We start from the raw sequence: 15,428 nt of genomic DNA, 5'->3' as shown, positions 1-15,428 counted from the left end.
GCGCCGATTTGCTCCAGCTTGCGGGCGCTTAACAAATGCAGCTAAAGACGGATGCCGGACCCGGCTCGTTTTTGGCGAGGCCGGGTCTTTTTCATTCATGTCGTTGGTCGTCTCCTCGCAATCGATGCCGTTCGCAGGCCCGCTGCCTCTCAGCAGCGGCGCATCGATTGCCAACTACATCTTGGCCTACGAAACCTACGGCACGCTCAATGCCGAGCGCAGCAACGCGGTGCTCGTCTGCCATGCGCTGAACGCTTCGCACCATGTCGCGGGCGTCTACGCGGGCCAGGACAAATCCGAGGGCTGGTGGGACAACATGATCGGCCCCGGCAAGCCGGTCGACACCGACCGCTTCTTCGTGATCGGCATCAACAACCTCGGCTCCTGCTTCGGCTCCACCGGGCCGATGCATGTCAACCCTGCGACCGGGCGTGTCTATGGCGCCGATTTCCCGGTGGTCACGGTCGAGGACTGGGTGCGCGCGCAGGCTGCACTGCTCGATGCGCTCGGCATTCGGACGCTCGCTGCGGTGATGGGCGGCAGCCTCGGCGGCATGCAGGCGCTGTCGTGGGCGCTGCAATATCCCGAGCGCGTGCGCCATGCGGTGGTGATCGCCAGCGCGCCCAGCCTGACGGCGCAGAACATCGCGTTCAACGAAGTCGCGCGCCGCGCGATCGTGACTGACCCCGACTTCAACGGCGGTCACTTCTACGAGCATGGGGTGATCCCCAAGCGCGGCCTGCGCATCGCCCGCATGATCGGTCACATCACCTACCAGAGCGACGACCTCATGAACGAGAAGTTCGGTCGCGCGCTGCGCAGTGCGGTCGAGGGCGAAGTGTCGAGCGCGGACTTTCTCTACTCGACCCAGGAGGTCGAGTTCCAGATCGAAAGCTACCTGCGCTACAACGGCGACAAGTTCAGCGAGTACTTCGACGCCAACACCTACCTCCTGATCACGCGCGCGCTCGACTACTTCGATCCTGCGCGTGCGTATGGCGGCGATCTGCGCGCCGCGCTGGCGCAGGCCACGGCCAAGTTCCTGCTCGTGAGCTTCAGCACCGACTGGCGCTTCGCGCCGGCACGCAGCCGCGAGATCGTGAAGGCCCTGCTCGACAACCGCCGCAACGTGAGCTACGCGGAAATCGATGCGCCGCACGGACACGACGCCTTCCTGCTCGACGACGTGCGCTACATGAGCGTGGTGCGCTCCTACTTCGAGCGCATCGCGAAAGAGGGAGCGACCGCATGAGCCGCCGGGCCGTTCCCAAGGCGAATACCGCAGCGCGCAGCGCGGAGGTTTTCCAATGAGCGATCTGGACACCCAGCGCGTGATCGCCCGGCTCGTCCCCGAGGGCTCGCGAGTGCTCGACCTCGGCTGCGGCGACGGCGCGCTGCTCGACCTGCTGCAGCGCGAACGCGGCTGCAGCGGCTACGGCGTGGAGATCGCCGACGGCAACGTGCTGCAATGCATACGGCACGGCGTCGACGTGATCCAGCTCAACCTCGACGAAGGCCTCGCGATGTTCGACGACGCCTCCTTCGACGTCGTGCTCCAGATCGATACGCTGCAACACCTTCGCAATGCCGAAGTGATGCTGCGCGAAACCGCGCGCGTCGGGCGCATCGGCATCGTCGCCTTCCCCAACTTCGCGCACTGGCCGAACCGCATCAGCATCGCCCGCGGCCGCATGCCGGTCACGCGACGCCTGCCTTACCAGTGGTACGACACGCCCAACATCCGCGTCGGTACCTTCAAGGATTTCGAGGTGCTCGCGCGCAAGAACCGGCTGCGGGTGCTCGATGCCTTTGGCCTGCAGGAGGGCGCCGAGGTGCGCTGGCTGCCGAATGCGCGCGCCAGCACGGCGGTCTTCAAGTTCGAACGCGAACGCTAGCGGGCGAACGATGCCCTTCACGCTTGCCGCGCCGCAGCACAGCGAGCTGCTCGTCAAGAAGAGCCGCTTCATCGGCCGCGTCCAGCCGATCGCCGATCGTGCCGCGGCGCAGGCGGTCGTCGATGCACTGCGCAGCGCGCATCCCGGCGCGACCCATGTTTGCTGGGCACTGATGGCCGGAGGGCAATCCGCGGCCAACGACGACGGCGAGCCCGGTGGCACCGCCGGCCGGCCGATGCTGGAAGTGCTGCGACATCACGAACTCGAAGGTGTGCTCGCAACGGTCGTTCGCTACTTCGGCGGCATCAAGCTCGGCGCGGGCGGGCTGGTGCGTGCCTACACCGACAGCATCGCGCAGGCGCTCGCCGGTGCAGTGCTGGTGCCGCTGGTGCGCCAGTGCGGCTTGCAGTGCGCCGTGCCGTACGCACTCGAAGGCGCGCTGCGCCGCGAGATCGCGGCGGCCGGCGCCACGCTGGTCGAAGTTCGCCACGACAGCATGGTGCACTTCTCGCTCACGCTGCCCGAGCCCCAAGCCGCCGGCTTCATCGCCAGGGTCGACGATGCTGCGCAAGGGCGCGCCGTCTGGCAGCGGGCGATCACGCCATAGAAGTTCGTCGCGCGAGCATGACGACCGTCACGCTCGTGACAATCACGGCGATCAAGATCAGGTCGAACAGCCCTCCTGCGCGCGATTCAGAGTCTGAAGTGAGGAGCGCTGACATTGTTGACGTGCCCTTCACGCAGACGAAAGTTCCCAACGACGCGTGTTCGAGACGTATTCAGTTACGCTTCTTGCGCAATGAAGTGCGAAGCGCCGTAAGCGCCTTCTTACGATAGCCCTTTTGAGGAGCTCCCCATTGGCCACACAGTCCCCCTTCTTCGGCAAGCGTGATCGCGACGCCGACTCCCTCCCCTCCCGTCCCGCGCCGCTGATGGGTTCCGGCACCAACCTTTCGGGCACGCCGGTCAATCCTTCGAACCTGTCGGCCCAAGCGGCCAATGCGGCAGCGAGCACCGCCAAGGAAGGCGGCAGCAAGCTCACCGTCGGCCCCAACATCAAGCTCAAGGGTGTCGAGATCACCGACTGCGACACGCTCGTGGTCGAAGGCCTGGTCGAAGCGACGATGGATTCGCGTGTCATGCAGATCGCCGAACAAGGCGCGTTCAAGGGCTCGGCCGAAATCGACATCGCCGAGATTCGCGGCCTCTTCGACGGCAATCTCACCGTGCGCGAGAAGCTCGTCATTCATTCCACCGGCAAGGTCACCGGCAAGATCCGCTACGGCAAGATCGTGGTCGAAGAAGGCGGCCAGCTGTCCGGCGAGATCAGCTTCGGCGCATCCGCCGGCAGCAGCAGCAGCAGTGCCAAGCCGGCACTGCAAGCCGCCGCCTGACGCGACTTCAGTTCAGCCCAGGCGCTGAATCAAGGCACCTGCTGCGGCCGGTGCCTTTTCTTTTGCGCCGTTGATGAAGTAGATGAACACGTCGCGCGCCGCGGCAGCCTTCGGCGCGGCCTTCTCGACGCGCGGCAACGCAGCCGGTGAACCGCCCTCGGCCCAGGTCTTGGCTGCCTCGGCCCATGCATCGAGCGCCTTCGGTGCATAGCCGCTTTTCAGTTTGGCGTCGCTCATCATCAGGCGCGCATAGACGAACTCGCCGGTCAGGTCGGCGAAGGACGGAAACTTGTCGGCGTCGGTGAAGACCGTCGCGGCCTCGTACTTGCGCGCGAGCGCCAGGTACTCCGGCGTCATGAAGCTCTCGTGCCGGACATCGAGCACGTGGTGCAGCGTGCGGCTGCCCTCCTTCTTCGGAAGCAGCGCGAGAAAGCCCTCGAAGTCCTCCGCATCGAAAGCCTTGGTGGGCATGAACTGCCAGACGATCGGCCCCAGCTTGTTGCCCAGTTCGGCGATGCCGCTCTCGACGAAACGCGCGATCGACTCGCCGGCCGCCGACAGCTGCTTGCGGTTGGTCGCGAAGCGCGATGCCTTGAGCGAGAACATGAAATCGTCGGGCGTCTCGTCATGCCACTTCTTGAAGGTCGGCGGCTTGAAGCTGCTGTAGTAGGTGCCGTTGACTTCGATCGCCGTGAGCTGCCGGCTGGCGTAGCTCAACTCCTGGCTCTGCGGCAGCCCGGCGGGATAGAAATTGTTGCGCCAGGGCTCGTAGGTCCAACCTCCGATGCCGACGCGGATGCGCTTGTTCGTACTGCTCAAGATCTCGCCTTTCGAAAAAGCTGCCACTCTGAAGCAGCGGCGAGATTAGCCCAAGGCCTGCGGGTTTGGCGAGCTGCGCCCATAATTCGCCACGCCCCTTCTCACACGCGGAGACCCCATGAACGCTCCCCTGCACCGCGAAATGCCCTCTGGCCTGCTCGATGCCGAGCGCGTCTTGTCAGATGTCTCGTCCAAGTGGGACCAGGACATCCTCAGGCAACTCACCGGCTACATCGCGATCCCGGCCAAGTCGCCCGGCTTCGACAAGGACTGGGTGCAGAACGGCTATCTCGAAACCGTTCTTCAGAACGCGGCCAGATGGGTCGAGGCGCAAAAAGTCGAGGGCCTGAAGTTCGAGATCGTGCGACTCGAAGGCCGCACCCCGGTGCTCTTCTTCGAAGTGCCGGCCACCGGCACCGAGATGAAGGAAACCGTGCTGATGTACGGCCACCTCGACAAGCAGCCCGAGTTCACCGGCTGGCGCAACGACCTCGGGCCGTGGACGCCGAAATACGAAGACGGCCTGCTCTACGGCCGCGGCGGCGCCGACGACGGCTACGCGGTGTATGCGAGCGTGGCGGCGCTGCAGGCGCTCAAGGCGCAGGGCGTGGCGCATCCGCGCATCGTGGGCCTGATCGAAACCTGCGAAGAATCCGGCTCCTACGACCTGCTGCCCTACATCGACGCGCTGCGTCCGCGCCTCGGCGAAGTGGGCCTCGTGATCTGCCTCGATTCGGGCGCCGGCAACTACGATCAGCTGTGGCTCACCACCTCGCTGCGCGGCATGGCGAGCGGAACGCTGAAGGTGGAGATCCTGACCGAGGGCGTGCACTCCGGCGATGCCTCCGGCCTCGTGCCCTCGAGCTTCCGCATCATGCGGCAGGTGCTGGACCGCCTCGAAGACAGCAAGACCGGCCGCCTGCTGCCGGAGAGCTTCCATTGCGAGGTGCCGGCCGAAAGGCTCGCGCAGGCGCAGGCCACTGCAGCCATCCTCGGCGACGAGGTCTACAAGCGCTTTCCGTGGGCGCACTACGACTGCGGCGGCGCGACCGCGTTCGCGTTGCCGACCACCAGCGACCCGGTGGAGGCGCTGGTCAACCGCACCTGGAAGCCGACGCTCTCGGTGACAGGTGCCGAAGGCTTCCCGGCATTGAAGGATGCGGGCAACGTGCTGCGTCCTTACACCGCCTTCAAGCTTTCGCTGCGCCTGCCGCCGCTGGTCGATGCCGATCAGGCGGTGCAGCAGCTCAAGACACTGCTCGAAGACAACGCGCCCTACCAGGCCAGGGTCACCTTCGACAGCAACGGCGGCGCCACCGGATGGAACGCGCCCGGCACCGCACCCTGGTTCGAGCGTGCACTCAATGCCGCGTCGCAGGCGCACTTCGGCGCCAATTGCGGCTACATCGGCCAGGGCGGCACCATCCCGCTCATGAACATGCTGAGCGTCGGCTTCCCGAAGGCGCAGATGATGGTCTGCGGCGTGCTGGGGCCCAAGAGCAATGCGCACGGCCCCAACGAGTTCCTGCATGTGCCCTATGCGAAGAAGCTGACCGCGGCGGTGGCCGAGGTGATCGCCGCGCTGCCGGCGGCGCACGCCCTCGCCGCTTGAAGCCGCAGCCCACGCAGAACAGCACGCTGCGCACGCCGGACGGCGAAACGTTGGCCGTCCACGAGTGGCCGCTGCCCTCCGACCTTCCTGCAAAGGCCATCGTCCTGCTGGTGCACGGCATCGGCGAGCATGCGGGCCGTTACCGGCGCGTGGCCGAGCGGCTCAACGACTGGGGCTTCGCGGCGCGTGCCGCCGACCACCACGGCCACGGCGCATCGAGCGGCCCACGCGGCGGCTTGCCCAGCGTGATGCGGCTGGTCGACGATCTCGCGCTCGTGGTCGACGACACGCGGCGCAGCCATCCCGGCCTGCCGCTGGTGCTGCTGGGCCATAGCCTCGGTGGATTGGTCGCCGCAAGCTTCGTGGCGCGGGCGGTCCGCAGGGTCGATGCGCTGGTGCTTTCATCGCCGGGGCTGGATCCGGGCCTCGGCGCATTCCAGAAATTCCTGATCGCGCTGCTGTCGCGCGTGGCGCCCGATCTGCGCGTGGGCAACGGGCTCGACGACCACTACCTCTCGCACGACCCGGCCGTGGTGCAGGCCTACCGCGACGATCCGCTGTGCCACGATCGCATCGGCGCCCGGCTCGCGCGCTTTCTGGCCGACGAAGGTACGGTCGTTCAGGCGGCCGCGCCGCGATGGCAGGTGCCGACGCTCCTGATCTACGCGGGCGACGATCGCCTCGTGAAGCCTGCGGCCAGCCGCGCCTTCGCGGCCGCCGCGCCGGCTTTGGTGCTCAGCGCCACCTGCTTTCCGGCGCTCTATCACGAGATCTTCAACGAGCGCGATGCGACGCCGGTGTTCGAGACGCTGGAGCGCTGGCTCGGCGAGCGCTTCCCGTCTGCCTAGACGGTCGCCGCCGCGGCTGTACTCCGCTGTCGACGTGCAAGCCACAGCAGCGCCGCACCCGTCAGCACCACCGGCACCAGCGAGCCGAAGTTCAGCAGCCGCCAGCCTTGCGTGGTGACCAGCACGCCCGAGGCGAAGGAGCTCAGTGCCAGTGTCGCGAATATGCAGAAGTTGAGTGCGCCCTGGGCGCGGTCCTTTTCTTCGGCCGTGTAGGCCGACAGGGACAGCGTCGTGCTTCCGGTGAAGAGGAAGTTCCAGCCCACGCCGAGCATGAACAGCGCGATCAGGAACTGATGCAGATCCACGCCCGAGAGTGCCACTGCGATGCAGCCGAGGTTCAGCGCGAGCCCCACGCCCATCACGGGCAGCGCGCCGAAGCGGCGGATCAGGTGGCCGGTGAAGAAGCCCGGCGCGAACATGCCGATCACGTGCCATTCGAGCACCAGCGCGATGTCGCCGAAGGGCAGGCTGCAGATCTGCATCGCGATCGGCGTCGCGGCCATCAGCAGGTTCATGACGCCGAAGCCGAGCGCACCCGACACCGCCGCGACGATGAACACCGGCTGGCGCGCGATCTCGGCCAGCGAGCGGCCGCCGGTGGTCGTGCTCTTGGGCGGCGGAGCGGCAAAGTCGATGAAGTGCATCAGGCCCATCGCGAGCAGCGCCACCGCTGCGAGCGCCAGATAGGCGCCCGCGAAGGGCACCGGGAACCAGTCGCGCGTGACGGCCGCGAGGTTCGGGCCCGCCACGGCGCCGAGCAGCCCGCCTGCCATCACCAGCGAGACCGCCTTTTCGCGCCCGTCAGGAGCGGCCAATTCGGCGGCGGCAAAACGGTAGAGGCTGGCGTTCGCGTTGTAGTAGCCGGCCACCACCGTGGCGAAGCACAGCAACCAGAAGTCTTTCCAGACCGCGGCTTGCGCGCACAGCAGAGCCGAGCCCAGCGCCACCGCAAGGCCGATCTGGAACGAGTGGCGCCGCCCGAAGCGCTGCTGCGTGCGCGCCACCAGGCCGGTAGCGAGTGCGCCGCCAACCACGTAGCCCATCACGGGCAGCGTGGCCATCCAGCCGCGCGGTGCGAGCGCCAGGCCCACGAGGCCGTTGATCGCGATGAAGGTGACGTTGTTGGTCAGGAACAAGCCCTGGCAAACGGCGAGCAGCCAGAGATTGCGCTTCATCGAGATCTGTTCAACCCTTCTGCAGCAGGCCGCTCAACGAGGACAGCAGGTCGTCCTGGTTGCCCAGCCCCTCGGCCGGCACCTGGCCCTTCGGCGTGAGCTGATCGATCAGCGTGGGCAGCAGCGTGGCCAGCATCGGCAGCAGCGTCGCCGCGTTGATGCCGAGCTTTTGCGCGATGCTCGAGATCACGTCACTGCCCAGCACGTCCTGCAGCTGCCCGCCCGAGATCGGTGCGTTCTCCCCCTTGCCGACCCAGGAGCCGATCACGTCGCCCATGCCGGCCTGCTCGAACTTCGAGACCAGGCCGCCCAGACCGCCCTGCTCGCCATTGTTGGCGAGCAGCCCGCCGAGCGCACCCGCGAGGCCGCCGAGATCACCGAGTCCGCCGCCCATGCCGCCGCGGCTGCCTATGCTGCCGTCCTGGGCCTGTGGCTGTGCACCGCCGAGCACCTGTCCGAGTACCGAATCGAGCAATCCCATGGTGGGCTCCTGAAGTAATGGGGGAGATGGCCTACTTCGACCGCGGCGCACGCTTCGGCAGCAGGGGCTCGCTCACGCCTTGCACGCCGACCAGCCCCAGCACGGTCGCCAGGGAATTCTGCGCGCCCTTCCACCCGTCTGTCACGTCGATCCATTCGGAGAGCGCGTGAAAGCCGCCGGTCTTGCCGCCGCCGCCGATGATGATGGCCGGGATGCCGAGCGACATCGGCACGTTGGCGTCGGTGCTCGCGCCGCTCAGCAGGGTCTTGTGGCCGAAGGCGCTGTTCGAGCGGATGGCCGCTTCGACGATCGGCGAATCCGAGGGCGTGCGCCCGCCCGGCCGATCGCCGATCATCTTGTTGGACACGGCGAGCGTCGTCACATTCCAACGCTTGTTTTCCTCCGCCACCGCTTCCTCGATCGCGGCCAGCACCTTCTTCTCGGTGTCGAGCAGCGCACCCATCTCGTCGGAGCGGATGTCGACCGCCATGCGCGCGTCGGGTGCAATGGTGTTGACCGACGTCCCGCCGCCGACGGTGCCGACGGTGAAGGTGGTCTTCGGAAAGCTGGGCGTCTTGATCTCGGCGATCTTGGCGATCGCGCGGCCCATGCCGTGGATCGCGCTCGGCACCTGGCCGAAGGCGGCATAGCTGTGGCCGCCGGGTCCCTTGAAACTCACTTCGTAGCGATGACTGGCGGTGCCGAGGACCAGCACGGTGCCGTCGGGCGCGGGCTCCACGCCCACCATGCCGTCGATGTCGAGGTGGTCGCGGAAGATGGCCTTCATGCCGCGCAAGTTGCCCAGCTCCTCTTCGCCGACGTTGCCGACGAAGAGCAGGTCGCCCACGGTCTGCACCTTGTTGTCGTTGAGCACCTTGAGCCACGACAGGAGCACCGCGAGGCCGCGCGTGTCGTCCGAGATGCCGGGCGCGTGGAGCTTGCCGTCGCGCTCCTTCACCTTGACGTCGGTGCCGGCGGGAAAGACCGTGTCGAGATGGGCCGAGACCAGGAGCTTGGGGCCGTTGCCCGTGCCCTTGCGCAGGCCCACCACGTTGCCCTCGCTGTCGATGCGCGCATCCGCGAGCCCCAGCGCCTTCATGCGGGCGAGGAAGGCCTCGGCGCGCTTCTGCTCCTTGAAGGGCGGCGCTTCGATTTCGGTGAGCAGCTTGAGGTCCTCGATCGAACGCTCGTGGTCGGCCTTGACCGCATCGAGCAGCTGTTTGACGGCGGGCGCGGCCAGGAGTTGCGTGTAGGCCTGGTCGACGGCCGGCTTCACCTGCGTGGGCGTCGGCGCCACGGCCGTGCCTTGCGCATGGACGGCGCCGGCGGCGCAAAGGGCGGCAAGCAGAACGGGCGCGAGGCGCGACGGAATGGAATGGAGGGAAGACATGCGTTGGCGGCCTTGGGCTCGATGGGGTGATGGGGTGATGGGGGAAAGGAAGAAATTCTGGTCACTGGCTCGCAAGCAATGCAAGCGCCGCGAGGGCCGCAGTCTCGGCGCGCAGCACGCGCGGCCCGAGCGTGAGCGGTGCGAAGCCGCGCGCGATCGCATCCTGCTCCTCGGCGGCGCTCAGGCCGCCCTCGGGGCCGCTCAGAACGCATGCGCCGCGAAGCGCGGTGACCGACGCCCGCTCGCGGATCTCGCGCATGTCGCAGGTGCCCTCGGCCAGGCTCAGGACGAAGCGCTCGGCATCGTCGATCGGCGGCGCGTCGATCCAGCCGGCCAGGGCGCGCACCGGGTGGATCAGCGGCAAGCGGTTGCGGCCGCATTGTTCGCAGGCGGCGATGGCGATCGCCTCCCAGTGCGCGCGCTTCTTGTCGGCGCGCTCGCCAGCCAGGCGCAGCACGCCATGGGCGGTCATCAGCGGCTGGATGCTCGCCACGCCGAGTTCGGTGGCCTTCTCGACCAGCCAGTCCATGCGCTCGTTGGCCGGCATGCCGATCGCCAGGTGCACGGCGCGCGGCGCCTCCCGCTCGACGGCGATGTGATTGTCGACCTGGACCGTCACTTCGCTGCGGCCCATGCGCTCCACCGTGGCGGCGTACTCGCCGCCGCTGCCGTCGAACAGCGTCAGCGCATCGCCCGGCTGCATGCGCAGCACCTGCACGTGGCGTGCGGCGCCGGGCGGCAGCGCCAGCGCGCTGCCGGCGGCCAGGGTCACGGCGCAATGGAAGCGCGGCGTCACATCCGCCCGTACGCAAAGCCGGTGGCGGCCTGCGTGCCTTCGACCTCGTCGATCACGCGCAAGAGCGGCGTGAGTTCGCGGTAGCGGCCGGCGGTCGCGCGGATGTAGGCGATGAAGCGCGGGGTGTCGGCCAGGTACCTCGGCTTGCCGTCGCGCAGCGTCAGCCGCGCGAAGATGCCGGCGACCTTCAGGTGGCGCTGCAGGCCCATCCACTCGACTGCGCGGTAGAAGGCGCCGAAGTCCTCGTCGACCGGCAGCCCGGCCTTGCGCGCCTGTTCCCAGTAACGCACCGTGATGTCGAGAACGAAGTCTTCGTCCCAGCTCAGGAAGGCATCGCGCATCAGGCTCGCGATGTCGTAGGTGATCGGGCCATGGACCGCGTCCTGGAAATCCAGCACACCCAGCGTGGGGCCACCGGTGATCATCAGATTGCGCGGCATGAAGTCGCGGTGCACGTAGACGCGCGGCGCGGCCAGGTTGTTCTCGACGATCAGCTTGAAGCTGCGTTCGAGGCGCTCCTGCAGCTGGCCTTCCACGCGCAAGCCGCGGTGCCGCGCGATGTACCACTCCGGAAAGAGCGCCAGCTCGCGCTCCAGCAACGCCCGGTCGTAGGGCGGCAGCACGTCGGGCCTGGACGCCAGCTGCCAGCGGATCAGCGCATCGATCGCCTGGGCGTAGAGCGGCCGTGCCGCATCCGCATCGGCCGGGTCGATCACCTCGAGCATGGTCTGCCGGCCGAGGTCGTCGAGCAGCAGGAAGCCCTGGGCCTCGTCCCATTCGAGCACCTGCGGTGCGGTCAGGCCGGCCGCGCGCATCAGCTTGGCGACGTGAACGAACGGGGCGCTGTTCTCCTGGGCAGGGGGCGCGTCCATCACGATCCGCGTCATCGCGGCGTCGCTGGTGTCGATCCTGAAGTAGCGCCGGAAGCTCGCGTCGGCCGAGGCGAGGCGCACGGTCGCGGGCAACAGCCGATGCCGCTCTGCGATGTGTTCAAGCCATTGCGCGAAAGCCTTGGCGCGCTCCGGATCGCTCCAGCTGAACGGGTAGGAAGGCGTCGCGGCGCCGCTGGCCGGGGGCGGGGAAGCTGTCATGGATAATCGATTCTACAAATCCGCCCGGCGCGGACCTCCGCAACCCGCCAGCCGCTGGCGCCAATTCCCCGAAGACCTCTCCGTTCCGTACCGATGCCTGACCTGACCCGAGCTGCCTGGCGCCGGTGCCGCCCGCCTTTGCCGCTGGCCGTGCTGTCGCTGGCACTGCTGCAAGCGCACGGCGCGTCGGCACAGGACGCCGGTCTGGACGCGCCGCTCACTCTCAAGCGCACCCCGCAACTCGTCGAGACCATCCCGCAGGCGCAGCGCGGCCAATTGCCGAGCTTTGTCGACGGCGACCGCATTTCCGGGCGGCCCGATCTCGAAACGGTGGTCGAAGGCAACGCCTCCCTGCGCCGCGGCGAGACCGTGATTCATGCCGACCGGCTCGAGTACTACCAGCCCGACGACCTCGCCAAGGCGCGCGGCAACGTCCGCGTCAACCAGGCCGGCAACGTCTACGAGGGGCCCGAACTGGAGCTCAAGCTCGAGACCTTCGAAGGCTTCTTCAACAACGTGCGCTATCGCTTCCTGGCGACGGGCGGGGGGGGCGATGCCGAGCGTATCGACTTCGTCGACAGCAATATCTCGGTCGCCCGGCGCGCCACTTACACCACCTGCCGGCGCGAAGACTATCCTGGCTGGATGCCTGCCTGGCTGCTGAGCGCCGCGACCCTCACGACCGACACCGAAGAGAACGTCGGCGTCGCCACCGATGCGCGCCTGAGCTTCATGGGCATCAGCACCCCGCCCTTTCCGTCGCTGAGCTTTCCGCTCGGCAACGACCGCAAGAGCGGCTGGCTGCCGCCGACCATCGGCATCGACAGCGTGAACGGTGTCGACATTACAGCGCCGTACTACTGGAACATCGCGCCCAATCGCGACGCGACCTTCTACCCGAACCTGATGAGCAAGCGCGGCGTGAATCTCGGCACCGAGTTCCGCTACCTCGAGGAGAAGTACAGCGGCGAGGCCCGCGTCGACTACATGCCGACCGACAGCCTGCGCAACCGCAAGCGCTGGGGCATCTGGACGCACCACCAGCAGACCTTCGATGCCAAGTCCTACGGCCTGGACTCGCTGGGCGCCACGATCAACTTCAACCGCGTGAGCGACGACGATTACTGGCGCGACTTCACGCGCACACCCTCGCTGACGCAGCGCCTGCTGTCCAACGATGCCTCGCTCAACTGGAGCAAGGGCGACTGGAGCGGCGCCGCACGCACGCTGAGCTACCAGACGCTGCAGTACGCGCCCTCGCCCATCCTCCCGCCCTACGACCGGCTGCCGCAAATCACTGCCAACTACAACAAGTACGACTGGCACGGTTTCGATTTCTCGCTCAACACCGACTACACGCGCTTCCGCGCCGACCCGGTGCAGCAGGGCCAGCCCAACGGCGAGCGCGTCTTTGCGCTGGCGTCGCTGAGTCGGCCCTTTCTCACGCCCGGCACCTTCGTCATCCCGAAGGTGCAGCTGCATACGACCTCCTACCAGTTCGAGGCACCGCTCGCCAACGGCGCGAGCTCGGCCAGCCGGACGGTGCCGACCTTCAGCCTCGACAGCGGCATGATCTTCGAGCGCGACGCCAACTTCTTCGGCCGCGCGTTCCGCCAGACGCTGGAGCCGCGCGCGTTCTACGTCTACACGCCCTACCGTGACCAGAGCCTGCTGCCGAATTACGACTCGGCGTCCAACGACTTCAACTTCGCGACCGTCTACACCGAGAACGCGTTTTCCGGCAACGACCGCATCTCGGACAGCAACCTGCTCACGCTGGGCGTGACGACGCGCCTGATCGATCCCGAAAGCGGCGCCGAAGCCGCGCGCTTCGGCATTGCCCAGCGCCTGCGCTTCAGCGACCAGCGCGTCACGCTGCCCAATACCACCGCCGTGACCGACCGGCTCAGCGACGTGCTGCTCGGTGCCCAGATCAACTGGACGCCGAAATGGAGCGTGGACACCACGCTGCAGTACAACCCTGACGACCACAAGTCGACGCGGACGGCGATCAGCGCGCGCTACAACCCCGGCTCGTACCGCAACATCAGCGCGGCCTACCGCTACCAGGCGAACAGCACGCCGACCGCGACGGACGGCAACAAGTCGATCGACGTGAGCTGGCAGTGGCCACTGAACGACCTGTGGGGCGACAAGGGCCAAGACCTCGGTCCGGGCCGCGGCCAGGGCGGCGGGCGCTGGTACGCCGTCGGCCGTCTCAACTACAGTCTGCAGGACCGCAAGCTCACCGACGGCGTGCTCGGCTTCGAATACGACGGCTGCTGCTGGATCGGACGCGTGGTGCTGGAACGCATCAGCACTGGCCAAATCACGGCCGCGACGCGCATCATGTTCCAGCTGGAGTTCGTCGGATTCGCCGCCATCGGTTCGAGCCCGAAGCGCACGCTGACACAGAACATCCAGCGCTACCAGCCCCTGCGTCAACCGGTGGCTGCACCGAGCCGCTTCACCAATTACGACTGAGCTTCTTGCCATGAACCACATCCGCTCCATCCTCACCCTGGCGTGCCTCGCAACGCTGGCCGCGGCGGCCGGCGCGCAAGGACAAGGGCAGCGCCCCGGCCTCGGCATCACGGACATCATGCGCGCAGGTCCGCGCCTCGCACCGGCGCCCGCCGCACCGCGCACCGCCCCGCCGGCAGCGCCGGCAGCGCCGGTGCAGCGCTCGGCCGAATACATCGTGGCGTTGGTCAATTCGGAGCCCATCACCAACACCGAAGTGCAGACGCGGGTCGAGCGAATCCTGAAGGAAAACGCCGAGGCGCAGCGCGTGCCGCGCGCCGAGCTCACGCGCCTGGTGCTCGAACGGCTCATCGCCGAACGCGCCCAGCTGCAACAGGCCAAGGAAGCCGGCATCAAGGTCGACGAACTCGCGATCGACCAGGCCGAACAGACGGTGGCGCGCCAGAACCAGATGAGCCTGGTCGAGCTGCGCAGCCGCGTCGCGGCCGAGGGCATCTCGCCGCAGACCTTCCGCAACGACCTGCGTGACCAGCTCCTGCTCACGCGCCTGCGCGACCGCGAGGTCGAGGCCAAGGTCAAGGTCAGCGATATCGAGGTCGACCAGTTCATCCGCGACCAGCGGACCTCCCCCAATGCCGCGACGCAGAACATCAATATCGCCCAGGTACTGGTCGCCGTGCCCGAGAGCGCGAGCGACGCGCAAGTCGCTTCGCTGCAGCAGCGTGCGCAGGGCGTCGCGCAGCGTGCCCGCGCCGGTGAAGACTTCGCCAAGCTCGCGCAGGAATTCTCCGATTCGCCAGATCGCGCCGTCGGCGGCGCGTTGGGCATGCGCAGCGCCGACCGCTACCCGAGCCTGTTCGTCGACGCGACGCAATCGACGGCGGTCAACGGCATCGCAGGGCCGATCCGCTCGGGCGCCGGCTTCCACGTGCTCAAGGTGCTGGCCAAGAGCCAGCCCGGCGCCGCCGATGCCGTCGTCACGCAGACCCAGGTGCGCCATATCCTGCTGCGCAGCGATGCCAAGCGCAGCACGGCGCAAGCCGTCGCCCAGCTGGCCGAGTTCAAGGAGCGGATCCAGAAGGGCACCGGCGACTTCGCCGGCCTGGCGCGGGACAACTCGCAGGATGCCAGCGCCAAGGAGGGCGGCGACCTGGGCTGGTCGCGCCCCGGCCAGTTCGTGCCCGAGTTCGAAGAGGCGATGAACCGGCTGGCGCCGGGCCAGGTGAGCGATCCTGTCGTTTCGCGCTTCGGCGTGCACCTGATCCAGGTGGTTGCGCGGCGCGACGCCAAGCTGAGCCAGGCCGAGCAGCGCGAAGCCGCCCGTGCCGTGCTGCGCGAGAAGAAGGTCGAGGAAGCCTTCGAAACCTGGGCGCAGGAAATCCGGGCGCGGGCCTACGTCGAATACCGCGAGCCGCCGCAGTCCTGACGCGGTGACGCCCTGAG

14 protein-coding genes are annotated in these 15,428 nt (G+C 67.6%); 8 read left to right on the top strand and 6 right to left on the bottom strand.

Annotated elements, in window-relative coordinates; translation table 11 throughout:
- The first annotated feature begins 97 nt into the window (after positions 1–97).
- The 4 genes from metX (at position 98) to ACSQ86_RS29555 (ending at position 3,289) form a co-directional block, all read left to right on the top strand.
- Positions 98–1,252 carry a homoserine O-succinyltransferase MetX gene (gene metX, locus ACSQ86_RS29570; RefSeq protein ID WP_436310235.1) on the top strand — a complete coding sequence of 385 codons (1,155 nt, stop codon included), beginning with the start codon at positions 98–100 and terminating at the stop codon, positions 1,250–1,252.
- A gap of 55 nt (positions 1,253–1,307) precedes the next feature.
- Positions 1,308–1,895, top strand: coding sequence for a methionine biosynthesis protein MetW (gene metW, locus ACSQ86_RS29565; protein ID WP_093107082.1), 588 nt, complete (start codon positions 1,308–1,310; stop codon positions 1,893–1,895).
- A 10-nt stretch (positions 1,896–1,905) separates the two neighbouring features.
- Entirely contained in the window at positions 1,906–2,502 is a 597-nt protein-coding gene (locus ACSQ86_RS29560) for an IMPACT family protein (RefSeq protein WP_436310234.1), read from the top strand.
- A 250-nt stretch (positions 2,503–2,752) separates the two neighbouring features.
- The gene (locus ACSQ86_RS29555; RefSeq protein WP_436294844.1) at positions 2,753–3,289 is read left to right on the top strand and encodes a bactofilin family protein; all 537 of its coding nucleotides are present in this window, start codon (positions 2,753–2,755) and stop codon (positions 3,287–3,289) included.
- A gap of 12 nt (positions 3,290–3,301) precedes the next feature.
- On the opposite strand, the gene ACSQ86_RS29550 is transcribed toward ACSQ86_RS29555, so the two are convergent.
- Positions 3,302–4,111, bottom strand: a complete 810-nt coding sequence (locus tag ACSQ86_RS29550) for a DUF72 domain-containing protein (protein WP_436306380.1) — start codon at positions 4,109–4,111, stop codon at positions 3,302–3,304.
- 115 nt (positions 4,112–4,226) lie between these two features.
- Between ACSQ86_RS29550 and ACSQ86_RS29545 the strand changes: the two genes are divergently transcribed.
- Together ACSQ86_RS29545 and ACSQ86_RS29540 are read left to right on the top strand one after the other, a co-directional pair.
- Positions 4,227–5,720 carry a M20 family metallopeptidase gene (locus ACSQ86_RS29545; protein ID WP_436310233.1) on the top strand — a complete coding sequence of 498 codons (1,494 nt, stop codon included), beginning with the start codon at positions 4,227–4,229 and terminating at the stop codon, positions 5,718–5,720.
- Positions 5,717–6,568: a lysophospholipase gene (locus ACSQ86_RS29540; RefSeq protein WP_436310232.1), complete on the top strand. Its 852-nt coding sequence runs from the start codon at positions 5,717–5,719 to the stop codon at positions 6,566–6,568. Before ACSQ86_RS29545 ends, ACSQ86_RS29540 begins: the two co-directional genes overlap by 4 nt.
- Here the strand turns inward: ACSQ86_RS29540 and ACSQ86_RS29535 are convergent.
- The 5 genes from ACSQ86_RS29535 to ACSQ86_RS29515 all read right to left on the bottom strand — a co-directional run bounded on the left by ACSQ86_RS29535 (position 6,565) and on the right by ACSQ86_RS29515 (position 11,501).
- On the bottom strand, positions 6,565–7,743 hold the full coding sequence (locus tag ACSQ86_RS29535) for an MFS transporter (RefSeq protein WP_436306213.1): 1,179 nt from the start codon (positions 7,741–7,743) through the stop codon (positions 6,565–6,567). The genes ACSQ86_RS29540 and ACSQ86_RS29535 overlap by 4 nt on opposite strands.
- Positions 7,744–7,753: 10 nt before the next feature.
- Positions 7,754–8,224 (bottom strand): YidB family protein, encoded by a 471-nt coding sequence (locus tag ACSQ86_RS29530; protein ID WP_093107094.1) that lies wholly within the window; start codon positions 8,222–8,224, stop codon positions 7,754–7,756.
- A gap of 31 nt (positions 8,225–8,255) precedes the next feature.
- Positions 8,256–9,614, bottom strand: coding sequence for a M20/M25/M40 family metallo-hydrolase (locus ACSQ86_RS29525; RefSeq protein ID WP_436310231.1), 1,359 nt, complete (start codon positions 9,612–9,614; stop codon positions 8,256–8,258).
- A 61-nt stretch (positions 9,615–9,675) separates the two neighbouring features.
- Positions 9,676–10,410 (bottom strand): 16S rRNA (uracil(1498)-N(3))-methyltransferase, encoded by a 735-nt coding sequence (locus ACSQ86_RS29520; protein ID WP_436310230.1) that lies wholly within the window; start codon positions 10,408–10,410, stop codon positions 9,676–9,678.
- A complete protein-coding gene (locus ACSQ86_RS29515) occupies positions 10,407–11,501 on the bottom strand; it encodes an aminoglycoside phosphotransferase family protein (protein WP_436306210.1) in 1,095 nt (364 codons plus the stop codon). The genes ACSQ86_RS29520 and ACSQ86_RS29515 overlap by 4 nt, the downstream gene beginning before the upstream one ends.
- 93 nt (positions 11,502–11,594) lie before the next feature.
- Here ACSQ86_RS29515 and ACSQ86_RS29510 point away from each other — a divergent pair, with 93 nt between their 5' ends.
- Positions 11,595–13,985 (top strand): LPS-assembly protein LptD, encoded by a 2,391-nt coding sequence (locus ACSQ86_RS29510; protein ID WP_436306209.1) that lies wholly within the window; start codon positions 11,595–11,597, stop codon positions 13,983–13,985.
- Between the two features lie 10 nt (positions 13,986–13,995).
- Entirely contained in the window at positions 13,996–15,411 is a 1,416-nt protein-coding gene (locus ACSQ86_RS29505) for a peptidylprolyl isomerase (RefSeq protein ID WP_436306208.1), read from the top strand.
- The last annotated feature ends 17 nt before the right edge of the window (positions 15,412–15,428 follow it).

The sequence above is a fragment of the Variovorax sp. LjRoot130 genome (genome assembly GCF_964253755.1).
Classification (GTDB): domain Bacteria; phylum Pseudomonadota; class Gammaproteobacteria; order Burkholderiales; family Burkholderiaceae_C; genus Variovorax.
This window is presented reverse-complemented; position numbering and strand designations above follow the sequence as displayed.

Coding starts and splice junctions, on each gene's coding strand:
- metX (WP_436310235.1), top strand. CDS start 98: ATGTCGTTGGTCGTCTCCTCGCAATCGATGCCGTTCGCAGGCCCGCTG.
- ACSQ86_RS29510 (WP_436306209.1), top strand. CDS start 11,595: ATGCCTGACCTGACCCGAGCTGCCTGGCGCCGGTGCCGCCCGCCTTTG.
- ACSQ86_RS29560 (WP_436310234.1), top strand. CDS start 1,906: ATGCCCTTCACGCTTGCCGCGCCGCAGCACAGCGAGCTGCTCGTCAAG.
- ACSQ86_RS29535 (WP_436306213.1), bottom strand. CDS start 7,743: ATGAAGCGCAATCTCTGGCTGCTCGCCGTTTGCCAGGGCTTGTTCCTG.
- ACSQ86_RS29505 (WP_436306208.1), top strand. CDS start 13,996: ATGAACCACATCCGCTCCATCCTCACCCTGGCGTGCCTCGCAACGCTG.
- ACSQ86_RS29515 (WP_436306210.1), bottom strand. CDS start 11,501: ATGACAGCTTCCCCGCCCCCGGCCAGCGGCGCCGCGACGCCTTCCTAC.
- ACSQ86_RS29525 (WP_436310231.1), bottom strand. CDS start 9,614: ATGTCTTCCCTCCATTCCATTCCGTCGCGCCTCGCGCCCGTTCTGCTT.
- ACSQ86_RS29530 (WP_093107094.1), bottom strand. CDS start 8,224: ATGGGATTGCTCGATTCGGTACTCGGACAGGTGCTCGGCGGTGCACAG.
- metW (WP_093107082.1), top strand. CDS start 1,308: ATGAGCGATCTGGACACCCAGCGCGTGATCGCCCGGCTCGTCCCCGAG.
- ACSQ86_RS29545 (WP_436310233.1), top strand. CDS start 4,227: ATGAACGCTCCCCTGCACCGCGAAATGCCCTCTGGCCTGCTCGATGCC.